At 73.7% G+C, this 16,154-nt stretch carries 14 protein-coding genes; 9 read left to right on the forward strand and 5 right to left on the reverse strand.

Annotation, left to right across the window (positions count from 1 at the left end; genetic code table 11):
* The first annotated feature begins 90 nt into the window (after nt 1–90).
* From ASG76_RS07450 to ASG76_RS07460, 3 genes are read left to right on the forward strand one after another with little or no spacing between them, the layout of a single operon-like run.
* Nucleotides 91–864, forward strand: a complete 774-nt coding sequence (locus ASG76_RS07450) for an ATP-binding cassette domain-containing protein (RefSeq protein ID WP_056601848.1) — start codon at nt 91–93, stop codon at nt 862–864.
* A gap of 32 nt (nt 865–896) precedes the next feature.
* On the forward strand, nt 897–2,174 hold the full coding sequence (locus tag ASG76_RS07455; protein WP_056601849.1) for a sugar ABC transporter permease: 1,278 nt from the start codon (nt 897–899) through the stop codon (nt 2,172–2,174).
* 9 nt (nt 2,175–2,183) lie between these two features.
* Nucleotides 2,184–3,416: an ROK family protein gene (locus ASG76_RS07460; protein ID WP_056601850.1), complete on the forward strand. Its 1,233-nt coding sequence runs from the start codon at nt 2,184–2,186 to the stop codon at nt 3,414–3,416.
* Nucleotides 3,417–3,427: 11 nt separating this feature from the next.
* Here the strand turns inward: ASG76_RS07460 and ASG76_RS07465 are convergent, their stop codons facing one another.
* From ASG76_RS07465 to xylB, 3 genes are all read right to left on the reverse strand, one after another.
* Nucleotides 3,428–4,474, reverse strand: a complete 1,047-nt coding sequence (locus ASG76_RS07465) for an ROK family protein (protein WP_162254096.1) — start codon at nt 4,472–4,474, stop codon at nt 3,428–3,430.
* Between the two features lie 143 nt (nt 4,475–4,617).
* The gene (gene xylA / locus ASG76_RS07470; RefSeq protein ID WP_056601851.1) at nt 4,618–5,784 is read right to left on the reverse strand and encodes a xylose isomerase; all 1,167 of its coding nucleotides are present in this window, start codon (nt 5,782–5,784) and stop codon (nt 4,618–4,620) included.
* Nucleotides 5,781–7,187 (reverse strand): xylulokinase, encoded by a 1,407-nt coding sequence (gene xylB, locus ASG76_RS07475; RefSeq protein ID WP_056601852.1) that lies wholly within the window; start codon nt 7,185–7,187, stop codon nt 5,781–5,783. The genes xylA and xylB overlap by 4 nt, the downstream gene beginning before the upstream one ends.
* Before the next feature lie 128 nt (nt 7,188–7,315).
* Here xylB and ASG76_RS07480 point away from each other — a divergent pair, with 128 nt between their 5' ends.
* The 3 genes from ASG76_RS07480 to speB are packed head-to-tail and all read left to right on the forward strand — an operon-like array spanning nt 7,316 to nt 10,040.
* Complete coding sequence (locus tag ASG76_RS07480; RefSeq protein WP_056601853.1) at nt 7,316–7,894, forward strand: TetR/AcrR family transcriptional regulator; 579 nt, start codon at nt 7,316–7,318, stop codon at nt 7,892–7,894.
* The gene (locus ASG76_RS07485) at nt 7,891–9,003 is read left to right on the forward strand and encodes an SGNH/GDSL hydrolase family protein (protein WP_056601854.1); all 1,113 of its coding nucleotides are present in this window, start codon (nt 7,891–7,893) and stop codon (nt 9,001–9,003) included. The genes ASG76_RS07480 and ASG76_RS07485 overlap by 4 nt, the downstream gene beginning before the upstream one ends.
* Nucleotides 9,004–9,029: 26 nt before the next feature.
* The gene (gene speB / locus ASG76_RS07490; protein ID WP_056601855.1) at nt 9,030–10,040 is read left to right on the forward strand and encodes an agmatinase; all 1,011 of its coding nucleotides are present in this window, start codon (nt 9,030–9,032) and stop codon (nt 10,038–10,040) included.
* On the opposite strand, the gene ASG76_RS07495 is transcribed toward speB, so the two are convergent.
* A complete protein-coding gene (locus ASG76_RS07495) occupies nt 10,037–12,952 on the reverse strand; it encodes an ATP-binding protein (RefSeq protein WP_056601856.1) in 2,916 nt (971 codons plus the stop codon). The genes speB and ASG76_RS07495 overlap by 4 nt on opposite strands.
* A gap of 102 nt (nt 12,953–13,054) precedes the next feature.
* Nucleotides 13,055–13,774, reverse strand: coding sequence for a FadR/GntR family transcriptional regulator (locus ASG76_RS07500; protein ID WP_235529443.1), 720 nt, complete (start codon nt 13,772–13,774; stop codon nt 13,055–13,057).
* A 97-nt stretch (nt 13,775–13,871) separates the two neighbouring features.
* On the opposite strand from ASG76_RS07500, the gene ASG76_RS07505 reads away from it, so the two are divergent.
* From ASG76_RS07505 to ASG76_RS07515, 3 genes are all read left to right on the forward strand, one after another.
* The gene (locus ASG76_RS07505) at nt 13,872–14,396 is read left to right on the forward strand and encodes a gluconokinase (protein WP_056601857.1); all 525 of its coding nucleotides are present in this window, start codon (nt 13,872–13,874) and stop codon (nt 14,394–14,396) included.
* 8 nt (nt 14,397–14,404) lie between these two features.
* Nucleotides 14,405–15,814 (forward strand): gluconate:H+ symporter, encoded by a 1,410-nt coding sequence (locus ASG76_RS07510; protein WP_235529484.1) that lies wholly within the window; start codon nt 14,405–14,407, stop codon nt 15,812–15,814.
* 112 nt (nt 15,815–15,926) lie between these two features.
* Nucleotides 15,927–16,109: a hypothetical protein gene (locus tag ASG76_RS07515; protein ID WP_056601858.1), complete on the forward strand. Its 183-nt coding sequence runs from the start codon at nt 15,927–15,929 to the stop codon at nt 16,107–16,109.
* Nucleotides 16,110–16,154 lie beyond the last annotated feature (45 nt).

Raw genomic sequence — 16,154 nt, forward strand, 5'->3', positions numbered from 1 at the left:
ACATCACGGACGACGCCCGGGCCGCACCCGGCCCGGGCGTCGTCCCTGTCCACCCGCACAACAAATTCTTCTCGATCGGAAGTGAATCCCATGGTTGAGCCGCTGCTCGAGCTGCGTGGAGTCAACAAGAGCTTCGGCGTGGTGCACGTGCTGCACGACGTCGACTTCGCGGTCTATCCGGGCCAGGTCACCGCTCTCGTCGGCGACAACGGCGCCGGCAAGTCGACCCTGGTCAAGATCGTCGCCGGCATCTACGGCCGCGACAGCGGCGACTACCACTTCGAGGGCAAGAAGGTCGAGGTCCACGGGCCGCGCGACGTCGCCGCCCTCGGCGTCGAGGTCGTCTACCAGGACCTCGCGCTCTGCGACAACCTCGACATCGTCGAGAACATGTTCCTCGGCCGCGAGGAGACCACCCGCTTCGGGCTCGACGAGGTCGCGATGGAGACCCGCGCCCGCGAGACCCTGGCCTCGCTCTCGGTGCGCACCGTGAAGTCGGTGCGCCAGAGCGTGGCCAGCCTCTCCGGCGGCCAGCGCCAGACGGTGGCGATCGCCAAGGCGGTCCTGTGGAACTCCAAGGTCGTCCTCCTCGACGAGCCGACCGCCGCCCTCGGTGTGGCCCAGACGCGCCAGGTCCTCGACCTCGTACGCCGTCTCGCCGACCGCGGCCTGGGCGTCGTGCTCATCTCGCACAACATGGGCGACGTGCTCGAGGTCGCCGACCGCATCACCGCGCTCTACCTCGGGCGGGTGGCCGCGGACGTGTCGGCGAAGGACGTCAACCACAGCCAGATCGTCGAGCTCATCACCGCCGGACGATCCGGGGACCTCGGCATCGCCGACCCCGCGACCGCGACCGTCTGACCCCCGTCAGAGAAGACCGGAGACCTCACATCATGAGTACTGACACCGACACCGCGTCCGCCCCCAGCCCGGCGGCCGGCGGCTTCGACAACGACAACCGCCAGGCCGGCAGCATCGCCGACTCGGCCCGCGACTACGTCAACCGGCTGCGCGGCGGTGACATGGGCTCGCTGCCCGCTATCCTCGGCCTGGTCGTCCTCGTCGTGATCTTCGCCTCGCTCAACGACCGGTTCCTCACGACCTACAACATGGCCAACCTGGTCGTCCAGGCGAGCGCGATCATCGTGCTGGCGATGGGCATCGTGTTCGTGCTGCTGCTCGGCGAGATCGACCTGTCGGCCGGTGTCGCGGGCGGCGCCTGCGCGACGATCACCGCGCTGATGCTCATCGACTACGACTGGACCTGGTGGATGGCGACCCTCGCCGGCGTCGCGTTCGGCGCGGTGATCGGCCTGGCCATCGGCTCGCTCGTGTCGTTTCTGGGCATCCCGTCCTTCGTCGTGACCCTCGCGTTCTTCCTCGGGCTGCAGGCGGTGCCGCTCAAGCTCATCGGCTCCGGCGGCTCGCTCCGCTTCAACGACCCCGTCCTGCGCGGCCTGTCGATCAAGAACGTGCCGGTCACGGCCGGCTGGGTCGCCGCGGTGGTGATCGTGGTCGCCTTCGCCGCGCTGTCGCTGTGGCGCTACCGCTCGCTGTCGGCCAAGGGCCTGATCCACCCGCCCATCGCCCTCGTCGTGATCCGGATCGCGGTCCTGGCAGTCATCGTGCTCGGCCTGACGGCGCTGCTCAACGCCAACCGCTCGCCGAACCCGATCTTCGACATCAGCGGCATCCCGTGGGCGGCGCCCGTGGTCATCGCGCTGCTGCTCTTCTGGACCTACGTGCTGACCAAGACCCGCTTCGGGCGCCACCTCTACGCCGTCGGCGGCAACGCCGAGGCCGCGCGCCGCGCCGGCATCAACGTGCTCCGGGTCCGCATCATGGCCTTCGTCATCTGCACCGGCATGGCTGCGCTCGCCGGCCTGCTGTCGGCGTCGTACACCGGCAAGGTCTCGCCCGGCTCCGGTGGCAGCAACACGCTGCTCTACGCCGTCGCGGCAGCCGTCATCGGCGGCACCAGCCTCTTCGGTGGCCGCGGCCGCGCGCTCGACGCGGTCATCGGCGGCCTGGTCATCGCGACCATCTCCAACGGCCTGGGCCTGCTCAACCAGGCGGCGTACATCAACTTCGTGGTCACCGGCAGTGTGCTGCTGCTCGCCGCGAGCGTGGATGCGATCTCGCGCCGTCGTCGCTCCTCGGCGGGCGTCTAGGTCACGGTCATGAGCCCGCAGCAGCGGCGCTCCGGTCTCGGCACCAACCAGGAGGCCGTGCGACGCCACAACCTCGGGACGGTGCTGCGCCACGTCCACGGCGCCGGGCAGATCTCCCGGGCCGAGCTGACCAGCCTGATGGGGCTCAACCGCAGCACCATCGCGGGGCTGGTCGGCGAGCTGGAGTCGCTGGGCATCTCCGAGCGGGCCACGCCCGCCGGAGGTGCCCGCCAGGGGGCCGGGCGGCCCTCGGCCGGCGTCGCGATCGCCGGCGACGGACCCTGCGTCATCGCCGTCGACCTCGGCGTGGACCGTGCCGTCGTGGCGCGCGTGGGCCTCGGCGGACGGGTGCTCCGCCGCGCCCAGGCGCCGGTGCCCCACGACGGCGAGGCCTGGCAGGTGGGCGCGTCGGTCGCCGCCCTGATCCGCGAGGTGGTGGAGGACGCCCCGACCGCCGCCCCGCTGGTCGGCATCGGCATCAGCGTGCCCGGCATGGTGCGCCGCAGCGACGGCCTGATCCGGCTCGCCCCCAACCTCGAGTGGCACGACGTGTCCTTCGGCGGCATCGTGCTCGCCGCGCTCGGCCTCGACGTCCCGGTCTCGCTCGCCAACGACGCCGACCTCGGCGCGCTGGCCGAGCACACCCGCGGCGTGGGGGTCGGCATCGACGACCTGATCTACGTCTCGGGCAACGTCGGCGTCGGTGCCGGCGTGATCATGGGCGGGCACCGCCTCGAGGGCGCCGGCGGCTATGCCGGTGAGGTCGGCCACCTGCGCTTCGACCCCGGCGGGCGCCCCTGCCACTGCGGCAACCGCGGCTGCTGGGAGACCGAGGTCGGCGGCCACGCCATCGCCGAGGCCATCCACTGCCCTCCCGACAAGGTCGCCCAGCTCGACGAGGTGCTCGACGGCTTCACCTCCCCCTCGCCCGAGCTGCGTCGCACCGGCACCGCGATCGGCCACGGCCTGGCCAGCATCGTCAACATGTTCAACCCTCGCCTGGTCATCCTCGGTGGCTACTTCCGCTCGCTCTACGAGCTCGTCGGCCCGGAGATCGACGCCGGCCTCACCGACCGCGCGCTGCCTGCGCCGCTGGAGTCGGTGCGCCTGAGCCTCCCCGGCCTCGGCTCGGACTCCGCCCTGCTCGGTGCGGCCGAGATCGCGCTCGAGCCCCTCTTCGTCGACCCGGTCGCCGCGCTCGGCTCGGCGCTCGTCGACGTACGCGCCCAGCTGGCGGGCTGAGCGACCGGGCCTCAGGCCGTCAGGTCGATCTCGCCGCTGAAGACCGGACCGAGCGACTGCTCGGCCGCGCCGAGGGCCGCCGCGCGGATGCCGAGGGTGCTGAGCCGCAGCTCGGGTCGCACCTGCACCGCGGAGGCCAGGCGCTCGTCGAGGGTGCGCCGCGCCTGCTCGACCACCAGGTCGCCCAGGGGCACGAAGTAGCCACCGAGCACCACGACCTCGGGGTCCAGGACGCTGCTCAGCATCGCGATGCCGAGGCCGACGTTGCGGCCGACCCGCGCGAGCCCGGCCCGCACCTCGGGGTCCGTGGCGGCACGCTCGGCCACCGCCTCGGCGGTGCGCAGGGGGGTGTCGAGCTCGCCCATGCCCACCTCGGCGAGCATCGCGTGGAGGCCGACCGAGGCCTCCCAGCACCCGTGCCGGCCGCACCCGCACAGGGCGGAGGCGTCGCCGAGCGGCATGTGGCCGACCTCGCCGGCGAAGCCCGCGCCACCGCGCACCAGCTCGCCGCCCTGCACGATGCCGGCCCCGATGCCGACGGTGCCGGTGAGGTAGAGCGCGTGCGCCGCCCCCCGCGCCGCGCCGTGGTGCGACTCGGCGTACGCCGCACAGTTGGCGTCGTTGCTCACCCGCACCGCGGTCGGGGCGACGCTGTCGCCGAGCGCCGCCAGCTCCGTCGCGAGGTCGTCGGCGAGGCCTGGGCCGTCGAGGACGAGGTTGGGCGCCCACGCCACGGTGCGGTTGTCGGCGCGCACGAGCGCGGGCACGGCGACGGTGGCGCCGACGAGGGTGCGCGTGGGTCCGACGGCCGCGGCGTGCGCGTCGCGGGCCAGGGCCAGCAGGTCGTCGGCGTCGCCGCCGTGCCTGCTCTCGCTGAAGCGCACGCGGCCGGCGAGGTCGAGCACGACCGCGGAGACGTAGTCGACGTTGAGCTCGAGCCCGAGCGACACGACGTCGTCACCGCGCAGGGCCACCGGACGGCCCGGGCGCCCGCGCACGCCGGGGCGCGGGTCCTCCTCCGCGACCGCGCCGGCCGCCTGCAGGTCGGCGACGATCACCCCGACGGTGGCCTTGGCCAGTCCGGTGTCCTTGGCGAGCTCGGCGCGGCTGGCCGGCCCGGAGCGGCGCAGGGACCGGAGGACGGCGGCGGTGTTGTCGCGCCGCAGTCCCTCGGTGCCCGCGCCGCCGGGCCTGTCGGTGGTCAGCGGACGCCGTAGAGGTGCTCGAGGGCCAGCTGGTCCAGGTGCTCGGTCGCCGCACCGATCGCGCCCAGCTGGTCGGGGTCGGGCAGCGGCCAGTCGAGCAGCTGCTTCCAGTCCTCGCCCTCGCCGAGCGTCGGCTGGGCGAGCTCGGGGAGCCGGGCCGCCTCGAGCGCGGCCTGCACCTCGGGGTCGGCGCGGAACGCCTGCACCTTCTCGCGCAGGATGAGGTAGTTGCGCATGTTGGCCGCGGCGCTGACCCACACGCCGTCCTCGTCCTCGATGCGCGAGGGCTTGTAGTCGAAGTGCACCGGACCGTCGTAGCCGCCGGCGAGCAGCACGTCGACGATCCAGAAGGCGCCACGCACGTTGCCGGCGCCGAAGCGCAGGTCCTGGTCGTACTTCGGACCGTTCTGGCCGTTGAGGTCGATGTGGTAGAGCTTGCCCTGCCACAGCGCCTGGGCGTAGCCGGCCGCTGCGTTCATGCCGGCCATCTCCTCGTGCCCGATCTCGGGGTTCACCCCGACGAGCTCGGGACGCTCGAGCTCGTTGATGAAGGCCAGCGCGTGGCCGATCGTCGGGAGCAGGATGTCGCCTCGGGGCTCGTTGGGCTTGGGCTCGATGGCGAAGCGCATGTCGTAGCCCTTCTCCGTGACGTAGTCGCCGAGCAGGTCGAAGGCCTCCTTCATGCGGTCCAGCGCGACGGCCGTGTCCTGCGAGGCGCCGTACTCCGCGCCCTCGCGGCCGCCCCACGCGACGTAGACCTTGGCGCCGAGCTCGGCGGCCAGGTCGATGTTGCGCATCACCTTGCGCAGCGCGAAGCGGCGGATGTCGCGGTTGTTGTTGGTGAAGCCGCCGGCCTTGAAGACCGGGTGGCTGAAGAGGTTGGTGGTCGCGGTGGTGACGACCAGGCCGGTGTCCTCCAGGCCCTGCTTGAAGCGGGCGATGATCGTGTCGCGGGTGGCGTCGTCGCTGCCGAAGGGGATGACGTCGTCGTCGTGGAAGTTCACGCCGTAGGCGCCGAGCTCGGCGAGCTTCTCCAGCGCGTGGACGGTGTCCATCGGTGGGCGGGTCGCGCCACCGAACGGGTCGACGCCCTGCCAGCCGACGGTCCAGAGACCGAAGGAGAACTTGTCCTCGGGGGTGGGGGTGGGGATGTCGGTGCTCATCGGGTGCCTTCCGTTGCTGTGGTCCATGCTCGGGTGCGGTCGCGCAGGTCGGCGTAGACCTCGCGCACGTGGGGGGTGGGGTCCGCCTCGAGGACGGTCGTCGCGGGGGTGGCCCAGGCCGGGGGAGCGTCGGTGCCGGCCAGCGCCCAGGCCGCCTGGCGCGCAGCGCCGAGGGCGACGTACTCACCCGTCGGCGGCAGCGTGACGGCGCTGCCGAGGACGGCGGGGGCCAGCGCCCGCAGGGCGGGGCTGCGCGTGGCGCCGCCCACCATGAGCAGCCGGCGCGGCTGCTCGCCGGTCGCGGCGACGAGCGCCTCGACGGCGTCGGCGAGCGAGCAGAGCAGCGCCTCGTACGCCGCCCGCGCCAGGTCGGCGCGCGTCGTGCGGGGGCTCAGCCCGGTCCAGGTGCCGGTGGCGTCCGGGCGGTTGGGGGTGCGCTCGCCGCCGTAGTAGGGCAGGAACGTCACCCCGCCGGCGCCGGGCGTCGAGGCCAGGGCGAGCTCGGCGAGGCCGTCGTGGTCGACGCCGAGCCAGCGGGCCTGCAGGTCGAGGATGCCGGCGGCGTTCATCGTGGTGACCATCGGGAGGAAGCCGCCGCTCGCGTCGGCGAAGCCGGTGACGACGCCGGTGCCGTCGGCGACCGGCGTGGTGCTGATCGCGGAGGCCACGCCGGAGGTGCCGACCGAGACGAGCACGTCGCCCGGCTCGAGGGCCATGCCGAGGGCGGCGCCCATGTTGTCGCCGGTGCCGCCCGCGACGGGCACGCCGCCGGCCGTCTCGGCCGCGACGGTGCCCGGTGCGACGAGGCGGGGCAGGCGGGCGGCGCGACCGAGCGCGCGCTCGAGGAGGTCGGGACGCCAGGTCCCCCCGGCGGTGGCGAAGTAGCCGGTGCCGGAGGCGTCGCCGCGGTCGGTGAACGGCTCGGTGCCGGGGGCGGCGAGGTGGCGCGAGACGTGGTCGTGGGGGAGCAGCACCGACTCGACGCGGGCGGCACGGTCGGGCTCGTGGTCGCGCAGCCAGCGCAGCTTGGTGACGGTGAAGGAGGCGACGAGGACGCTGCCGACCGCGTCGGCACAGGCCTGGGGGCCGCCGATCTCCTCGATCAATTCGCGGGCGGCCCCGGCGGAGCGGGTGTCGTTCCAGAGCAGGGCGTCGCGCACCGGGTGGCCCTCGCCGTCGAGGGCGACCATGCCGTGCTGCTGACCGGCGACGGAGAGCGCGGCCGCCCGCTCGAGCAGGCCCTCGGTGGCCTCGTCCACCGCCGAGAGCCAGGCCTGCGGGTCGACCTCGGTGCCGGGCGGGTGCGGCGCGGTGCGCGAGTCGACGACCTGTCCGTCGGCGGCGTCCACGAGGACGGCCTTGGTCGACTGGGTCGAGGAGTCGATGCCGAGCACGAGGGTCACGAGACCTATTAAGTACGAGTCTCGAACTAATGTCAATGGCCGCCTCAGGGAAGGGGCCGTCGGGCGAGGTTTTGGTGGCGCAAACCTAAGGGAGTAAGGTTTTGAACTCACTCACGAAGGGAGCCGCCGTGCCACGCGCAGGACTGACCAGCACCGTCGTCACGCAGGCCGCGGCCGACCTCGCCGACGAGGTGGGCCTCGACGCGGTGACGCTCACCGCGCTCGCCCAGCGCTTCGGTGTCGCGACGCCGAGCCTCTACTCCCACGTCCGCAGCACGGCCGACCTGCGCACCCGGGTCGCGCTCCTCGCCCTGGCCGAGACGGCTGATCTCGTCGCCTCTTCACTGGCCGGCGTGAGTCGTCGCGAGGCGATCGACGCGGTGGGTGGGGTGTGGCGCTCCTACGCCGTCGAGCACCCGGGCCGCTACGCCGCCACGCGGGTCCCGCTCGACGCGGCCGCCGCGGCGGCGAGCGCCGGCCCGCGCCATGCCGACCTCGCGCGCGCCTCGCTGCGGGGCTACGACCTCGCCGCCGACGACGTCACCCACGCCGTACGCCTCCTCGGCGCCACCTTCCACGGCTACGCCGCGCTCGACGCCGCCGGAGCCTTCGCCCACGGCGCCCCCGCCGCGCCCACGTCCGACGCCACGTGGGAGCGCGTGGTCGACGGCCTCGACACCCTGCTGCGCTCCTGGGAGACCCGATGATCGACCCGACCCTGGTGCGCGGAGCACTCGAGCTGGAGCAGACCGACCGCGGCCTCCTGCCCCACCGGCTGCCCGCGTGGGCGCGCGCCCAGACCGACGACCCGCAGCTGCGGCTCGTCGAGGCCCAGCCCTCCGGCGTACGACTCGCGCTGCGCACAGCGGCGACCCGCCTCGAGCTCGACGTGCTGCCCACCAAGCGGCGCTACGTCGGCGCCCCGGCGCGGCCCGACGGCTGGTACGACGTGCTGGTCGGGGGCGAGCTGCACGCGCGGCTGCCGGCCTGCGGGGGCAACGTCCTCGACGTCGACATGATGACCGGCGCGAGCACCCTGGTCCCGGGCGAGCCCGCATCCCTGGTGATCGACCTGCCCGCAGGGGACAAGGACGTCGAGGTCTGGCTGCCCCACGACGAGCAGACCGAGCTCGTCGACCTGCGTGCCGACGCGCCCCTCGAGCCCCAGGCGGTCGACCGCCCGCTGTGGGTGCACCACGGCAGCTCGATCAGCCACGGGTCCAACGCCACCCATCCCACGGGCACGTGGCCGGTCGTGGCCGCGCGGCTCGCCAGGTTCGACCTGCTCAACCTCGGCCTCGGCGGCAGCGCGATGCTCGACCCCTTCGTGGCCCGCACGATCCGCGACACCCCCGCCGACCTGATCAGCCTGAAGCTTGGCATCAACCTGGTCAACGGCGACGTGATGCGCCGCCGCGTCCTCGGGCCGGCCGTCCACGGCTGGCTCGACACCATCCGCGACGGCCACCCCGAGACGCCGATCCGGCTGGTGTCGCCCATCTTCTGCGGCGTCCACGAGTCGACCCCAGGCCCCACGGCGCCCGACATGGCCGCGATGGCCGAGGGCCGGGTCGCCTTCGTCGCCGCCGGCGACCCGGCGTCGGTGGCGGCCGGGGCGCTGACCCTGCAGGCGGTGCGCGAGGTGCTGGCCGAGGTCGTCGAGCGTCGCGGTGACGAGCACCTGGCCTACGTCGACGGCCTCGGGCTCTACGGCCCCGCCGATGCCGAGCGGCTCCCGCTGCCCGACAACCTGCACCCCGACGCCGAGACCCACACGCTCATCGGCGAGCGGTTCGCGGCGCTGGGGGACTGGTAGCGGGCCGGAGCCCTAGCATCAGCGACATGGCTCGCTACGGCGCTCAGTTCGGCCCCGACATCACGTTCCTGGGGGTCCCCGCCTGCGACCTCGACGACGAGACGTCGTACGCCGACGCGGACGTCGTGATCCTGGGCGCGCCGTTCGACGGCGGCACGTCCCACCGCCCCGGCACGCGGTTCGGCCCGCAGGCGATCCGGATGACCGACTACCTCCCGCACGACGGCTCGCGGCCCTCGCTCGCGCTGCGCACCGACGGGCTGCAGGACCTCGTGGTCGTCGACGCGGGCGACGTCGAGATGTACTCCGGCGACATCGAGGTCGCGCTGCCGGCACTCGAGGCGGCGGTGGAGAAGGTCGCGCGGGCCGGTGCCATCCCGGTCGTCCTCGGCGGCGACCACTCCATCGCCTACCCCGACGCGAAGGGCGTGGCCAACGTGCTCGGCCACGGGCGCGTCTCGATGATCCACTTCGACGCGCACGCCGACACCGGCGACATCGAGTTCGGCTCGCTGTGGGGGCACGGCCAGCCCATGCGCCGCCTCATCGAGTCGGGCGCGCTGCGCGGCGACCGGTTCCTCCAGGTGGGCCTGCGCGGCTACTGGCCCGGCCCCGAGACCCTCGACTGGATGGCCGCGGAACGGATGCGGTCCTACGAGATGACCGAGATCGTCCACCGCGGGCTGACGGAGTGCCTGACCGAGGCGTTCGCCATCGCCACCGACGAGTGCGAGGGTGTGTTCCTCTCGGTCGACATCGACGTGTGCGACCCCGGGCACGCCCCCGGCACCGGCACCCCCGAGCCCGGCGGCCTCTCGGCACGCGAGCTGCTCGACTCGGTGCGGCGCATCTGCCTAGAGCTCCCGGTGGTCGGCGTCGACGTCGTCGAGGTCAGCCCGCCCTACGACCACGCCGACATCACGGCCGCGCTCGCCAACCGGGTCGTGCTCGAGGCCCTCTCCGCGATCGCACGCCGGCGCCGCGACGAGCGCGACGGCACGGCTTGGGACCCGGCCCGCCCGCTGCTCGACCGTTAGCGGGTCGCTCGCACGGCGGCGATCGCCTCCAGCAGCGGCACGTGCTCGCGGGCCTGCTGCGCGGCGCGCCGCAGCAGCCGGTCGGCGACCGCGGCCTGCCCGCTCGCGACCGCGACCCGCGCAGCGCGCCAGCGGCAGTACGCCGCGTCGTGCGGGCGCTCGACCCGGTCCCACTCCCGGGCCGCGGCCACCCACACCTCGATCGTCTCGCGGTCGGCCAGGCGCGCCCGCTCGGCGACGTACGTCGCGTCGTGCGCGGGGGTCGCGACGTCCATGGCCCCGTCGGGGTCGGCCGGGAGGGAGGCCATCGCCTCGACGAGGGAGTTGATCCGCTCGGCCACCTCGTGACGGCGACGCAACCGTCCGGCCGGGGGCTGTGCGGAGACGAGGTCCGCCCCTGAGCGGGCGAGAAGCGTGACCACGGCCCGCCCCGGCTGCGGGTAGCCGCCGGCGAGCCTGCGCTCGACGTCACCGACGAGCAGGTCGAAGGCCTCCTGCGGCTCGTCGCACCAGAGTCGGACCTCGGCCACGCACGGGACGAACCACACCCGGAGGGTCGGGACGACCTGGTCGAGGGCCGCCAGCCCGACGCCGGCGCGCGGTCGGCCGCGCAGGGTGTCCAGCACGGCGCGCGCGAGGTGGAGCGGCGCGCGGTCGCCCACCAGTGGACCCTCGGTCAGGGGGTCGATGACGGCGGCGGCCTCGTCGACCCGTCCTGCGTCCCACGCGGCCTCCGCGACGGCCCACCGCAGCAGCGTCGTCTCCCAGTTGTCGATCTCCCAGGCTTCGGCCACCGCGAGCCCGCGGCGCGCTGCCGCCTGGACCCGCTCGCGACCGGCGCCCTCCAGGCGCAACAGGTCGGCGTGGGCCTGCGCCGCGCGGATGTCGCCGAGCGGGTCGGGTGTGGGCAGCACGAGCGCGGCCAGGTCGGCGACCCGGTCCAATGCGGCTCGGTCGCCGCGGCAGTAGTCGTCGATGGCCGCCTCCAGGCAGGCCTCCCGGTGCTTCACGGGGTCGTCGAGGGCGCGGCTCACCTCGAGGGCGGCGGCCAGGGTGGCCGAGCGCTCCTCGAAACGTCCGAGCTCGGCCAGCTCCCCGGCCCGGGAGGTCAGCGCGTAGAGCTTGCCCTTGGAGGGCGGCAGCGGGGCGAAGAGCTCGATCGCCCGGTCCAGCAGGGGCAGCCCGGCGCCGGGGTTGCGGAAGTAGGTCCGGTAGCCGCCCGCCCACGCATGGACCTCGCCCGCCTCCTGCGGCGAGAGGGCCGCCGCCCACGACAGGGCCTCCTCGACCAGCTCGACCGAGCGCGAGATGTCGCCCGAGTAGGACAGCGCGTCCATCGCGCCCAGGCAGGCGGTCCACCGGCTGATCGGTGGCGAGCCGGCGGCTGCTGCCCCGGTCGGCCACAGCTCCAGCACGCGGAGCCACTGCTGCGCGGCGTTGGCGAGTGCGAAGCGCTGCTCCGCGGCGCGCGCGGCCCGCACCCGCCAGTCGAGCTCCGCTACCCGGTCGCCGGCGGCCTGCCAGTGGGTGGCCACCTCCGCCGCCGAGGGCGACGACCCGGAGCCCAGAACCTCCGCCAGCCCGCGGTGCAGCTCGACGGCCTCGCTGGCAACCACGGTGCGGCGGATCGCCTCGGCGAGCAGGGGGTGACCCAGCTGCACCTCCGTCGCGGCCGGGTCGAGGAGGAGGCGACGCTCGGCCAGGGCCCTCAGGCCCCGGGTGACCTCGGCCGACTCGAGCCCGGTGACCGCGACCAGCTCGCGCGCGCCGAGGGGACGGTCCGCCACCCCGAGGACGCGTGCGACGGCCGACGCCTCGGCCGGCAGCCCCTCGAAGCGGTGGTCGAGCACGTCGGCCAGGGCGCCGGGAAGGGCCACGGCAGATCCGGCGGCGGCGAGGTGCTCGGTGAAGAGGGGGTGCCCACTGCTGCGGGCGTGGACCCGGTCGACGACGTCTGCGTCGACGTGCCCGCCCATCAACAGCGCGAGCTGCTCCCCGGTCTCGTCGCGGCCCAGCGGTGCCAGCTCGAGGACGTCGACGCCGGGATGCCGCCGCACCCGGGCAAGCCACTCCGACGCCTCCGGCGGGGTCTCGGGGTCCGCCGAGCGCCACGTCGCCAGCAGCGGCACGGTCGAGCCCCTGGCCGCCATGTGCTCCAGGAGGTCGAAGGTCGCGGTGTCGGCCCAGTGCACGTCCTCGACGAAGACCGCTGTCGGACGCACCGCGGCGAGGGCGGACAGGACGGCCTCGACAGCGGCGAACAGCCGCTGCCTCGCCCAGTCGTCGGCCGGGTCGGGAGGTGGCCCGGTGGCGGCGAGCTCGGGCAGCAGGTGCTGCAGCGAGCCCGCGACGTACGGCGCGCACGAGCCCAGCGCAGCCTCGAGCCAGCGTCCGTCGTCGACGGAGAAGGCGCCGCGCAGCACGTCGGCGACCGGCAGCAGGGGGACCTCGGTCGACAGCCGCAGGCAGGTGCCCGCGGTGACGACCAGGTGGGGTCGCTCGACCTCGACCGCGGCACCTGCGAGGCATGTCTTCCCCATGCCCGCCTCGCCGACCACGAGCAGTAGCCCCTGGCCCGACGTCAGGTGGCGCCTCACGCGGGCCAGCTCGGTGCGACGGCCGGCCAGCTCGCGCGGGTGGCGGGCAGCAGTCGTCCCGTCGCTCGCGGCGAGCCACAGGGCGCGCAGCTCGGCGACGTCTCCCTGCATCGCCTCGCCCAGCAGCTCGACCAGTCCCCAGCCGGGCAGCCTGGGGGAGGAGAACGCCGAGGACACGGTCGTGTGGCTGCATCCCGCCGCCCGGGCGAGCGTCCGCAGGCTCGGCCAGCCACCCCGGCGGTGCAGGTCGTGCAGCGCCAGGACGAGGTCCCGGTGGGGGCCCGGAGCCAGATCGGGTCGAGGCAGTGCACCCACGTGGCCTCCTCGAGGGGTGCGACACGTCCCCTCAGGATGCGCCGGTCAGGGGACAGGTGTCACGGCGACCACCCAGCCGTCCAGACCGGACGACGCACGGCGTCAGCCCTGCTCGCCCTCCATCGCGTCGGCGGCCTCGTCGATGATGGCGCGCATCGCCTGCTCGGCGGCGGCGGCGTCGCCGAGGCGTACGGCCCGGGCCACCTCGTCGTGGAGCGCGATGGCCTCGGGGTTCGGGCTGGCCGGCATCATCCCGTGGTGGGTGCGGCCGCTGAGCACCTCCGCGACGACGCCGTGCAGCGAGCGGAGCATCTCGTTGCCACTGGCCTCGAGCAGCATCCGGTGGAACATCGTGTCCGCCTGCAGGTAGGCCTCGAGATCGCCGCGGCGGCCGTGGATGACCATGTCCGACGCCGCAGCCGCGAGCACCCGGCACTGGGTGGCGTCGGCGCGCTGCGCGGCGAGCGCGGCAGCCACCGGCTCGATGCCGCGGCGCAGCTCGGAGAGGGAGAGCAGCTGGGCGGTGCGGTCGCCCCCGTCGAGCCGCCAGCGGATGACGCGGGGGTCGAAGACGTTCCACCGCTGCTGGGGCTGGACCGTGATGCCGACGCGTCGACGCGAGGCGACCATCCCCATCGACTCCAGCACCCGTACGGCCTCGCGCGCCACGCTGCGCGACACCGCGTGCTCCGCGCACACCGAGTCCAGCGTCAGCACCTGGCCCTGCGCGAGCGTGCCGGCCGCGATCCGTCCGCCGAGGGCGTCCAGCACGCTGGCGTGCTGGCCCGGCCGAGCGGGAGGGAGCGGCGCAGGAGTCGTCACGGGAAACATCATCCTACGGGGGTGGTTGCGCGCAAAGGGCAGGTCATTTGAAATAGGGGGTTGTAAAGATCTGATCTTTGGTGACAGGATGCGCGCCATGACCGGTGAATACGTCGTCGTGGTGATGGGTGTCTCCGGCTCCGGCAAGTCCACGGTCGGGGCCGCGCTCGCCCAGCGGCTCGGCGTCCCGTTCGAGGACGCCGACGACCTGCACCCCCGCGCCAACATCGCCAAGATGTCGGCAGGTCGTCCGCTGGACGACGAGGACCGCCACCCCTGGCTCGAGATCATCGGCGAGTGGCTCGCGGTCCACTCCGACGGCGGCGGGGTGATGAGCTGCTCGGCGCTGAAGCGGACCTACCGCGACCAGCTGCGCATGCACGCGCCCGACGTGGTCTTCGTGCACCTCGAGGGCAGCCACGCCGTGATCACCGACCGCCAGGCCAGCCGGCCCGGCCACTTCATGCCGGCCTCCCTGCTGGCCTCCCAGTTCGCCACGCTCGAGCCGCTGCAGCCGGACGAGCGCGGTGTCGTGATCGACGTCGACCAGGGCGTCGACGCGATCGTCGCAGCGTCCGTCTCGCAGCTCGAGGCGCTCACCCCCACCGAGGAGAACCCGTGATGTCCCCGATGTCCCTGCTGCCGCTCGCCGGCACCACGCTGGTCCAGCCCGTCGCTGACGGCTGGCAGCTGATCCTGGCCGCGCTCTCCGCGATCGCCGTGATCGTCGCCCTGATCACCCTGGTCAAGGTGCACCCGTTCCTCGCGCTCATCGCGGGCGCCTTCACCGTCGGCGCCGTGGCGGGCGTCAACATCCTCGCCGATCCTGACACCGGCACCGGTGTGCTCCCGTCGTTCGCGGCCGGGTTCGGCTCGACCGCCGCCGGCGTGGGCATCCTCATCGTCCTCGGCGCGATGTTCGCCAAGCTGCTCGCCGACTCCGGCGGTGCGGACCAGATCGTCGACACGATCGTCGGGCACGCCTCCCCGCGCATGCTGCCGTGGGCGATGGCGCTGGTCGGCGCGATCATCGGCCTGCCGATGTTCTTCGAGATCGGCCTCGTGCTCCTGATGCCGGTGATCTACCTGGTCGCCCGCCGCTCCCAGCTCTCCCTGATCACCGTCGGCATCCCCGCGCTGGCCGGGCTGTCCGCGATGCACGGCCTGGTGCCGCCGCACCCCGGCCCGCTGGTCGCGATCGGCGCCCTCGGTGCCGACCTCGGCACGACGCTCGCGCTCGGTGTCCTCGTCGCCGTCCCCACCGTGGTCGTGGCCGGACCGCTCTTCGGTCGCCTCGCCGGCCAGTGGGTCGACGTACCCGCGCCTAGCACGTTCGACGCCGACGTCCGCGACGAGGCCGGTGCGGTCCGTCGCCCGTCCTTCGCCGTCACCCTCTTCACCGTCCTGCTCCCCGTCGCGCTGATGATGGGCAAGGCGGTCGCCGACATCGCCGTCGACGACAAGACCCAGCCCGTACGCCGCGTGCTCGACCTGCTCGGCGAGCCCATCTTCGCGCTCTCGATAGCCCTGGTCGTCGCGATGTTCACCCTCGGCAAGTCGTCGGGGATGGACCGCGCGGCCCTCTCGAAGGTCACCGGTGCCTCCCTCGGCCCGATCGCCGGGATCCTGCTGATCGTCGCCGCGGGTGGCGGTTTCAAGCAGGTCCTCGTCGACACCGGCCTGGGCACGCTCCTCGCCGAGTGGGCCGACGACGCCAACATCTCGGTGCTCCTGCTCGCGTGGGTGCTGGCCGTCCTCATCCGCCTCGCCACCGGGTCGGCCACCGTCGCCACGATCACCGCGTCCTCGCTGATGGTCGGGCTCGTCGACGGCCTGTCGACCGGCGAGACCTCGCTCGTGGTGCTCGCCGTGGGCGCCGGCTCGGTGTTCTTCTCCCACGTCAACGACGCCGGGTTCTGGCTGGTCAAGGAGTACTTCGGCCTCAGCGTCGGCCAGACCATCAAGTCCTGGTCGATCATGGAGACGGTGCTCTCGGTGTCCGGCCTGGTGTTCGTGCTCCTGCTCAACCTCGTGATCTGAGCGGCCCGCCGCGACCGCGGGACGTCTGTCCCTGCACGAGAGGTCCTTCGGACCTGCCGGCGCCGCCGCGGTCGCGGCACCGTGGAGTCACCCGACGACACGGAGGTCACCCATGCTCACCCAGCAGTACGTCCAGCACGACTGGTCCCCCTCGATCTTCGCCGCGATGCTCGCGACGCTGGCCGTCCTCGTGGTGGTGGGGATGGGCGTCTTCCTGCTCGCCGCCAACCGGCCCAAGCGCCTGCGCCACAGCGACGTACGGGTCCACCGGATGCTCCACCGTCCCGGTCACTGACGCGCGGCGCCCACGACAAGCACAGATGACGAGAGCCCCCGGTGA

This window comes from Nocardioides sp. Soil774 (assembly GCF_001428125.1).
Taxonomy (GTDB): domain Bacteria; phylum Actinomycetota; class Actinomycetes; order Propionibacteriales; family Nocardioidaceae; genus Nocardioides.

Bases quoted from the DNA above. Each gene is read 5' to 3' on its own strand.
- ASG76_RS07450 (WP_056601848.1), top strand. From the start codon at position 91: ATGGTTGAGCCGCTGCTCGAGCTGCGTGGAGTCAACAAGAGCTTCGGC.
- ASG76_RS07455 (WP_056601849.1), top strand. From the start codon at position 897: ATGAGTACTGACACCGACACCGCGTCCGCCCCCAGCCCGGCGGCCGGC.
- ASG76_RS07460 (WP_056601850.1), top strand. From the start codon at position 2,184: ATGAGCCCGCAGCAGCGGCGCTCCGGTCTCGGCACCAACCAGGAGGCC.
- xylA (WP_056601851.1), bottom strand. From the start codon at position 5,784: ATGAGCACCGACATCCCCACCCCCACCCCCGAGGACAAGTTCTCCTTC.
- ASG76_RS07485 (WP_056601854.1), top strand. From the start codon at position 7,891: ATGATCGACCCGACCCTGGTGCGCGGAGCACTCGAGCTGGAGCAGACC.
- speB (WP_056601855.1), top strand. From the start codon at position 9,030: ATGGCTCGCTACGGCGCTCAGTTCGGCCCCGACATCACGTTCCTGGGG.
- ASG76_RS07505 (WP_056601857.1), top strand. From the start codon at position 13,872: ATGACCGGTGAATACGTCGTCGTGGTGATGGGTGTCTCCGGCTCCGGC.
- ASG76_RS07510 (WP_235529484.1), top strand. From the start codon at position 14,405: ATGTCCCTGCTGCCGCTCGCCGGCACCACGCTGGTCCAGCCCGTCGCT.
- ASG76_RS07515 (WP_056601858.1), top strand. From the start codon at position 15,927: ATGCTCACCCAGCAGTACGTCCAGCACGACTGGTCCCCCTCGATCTTC.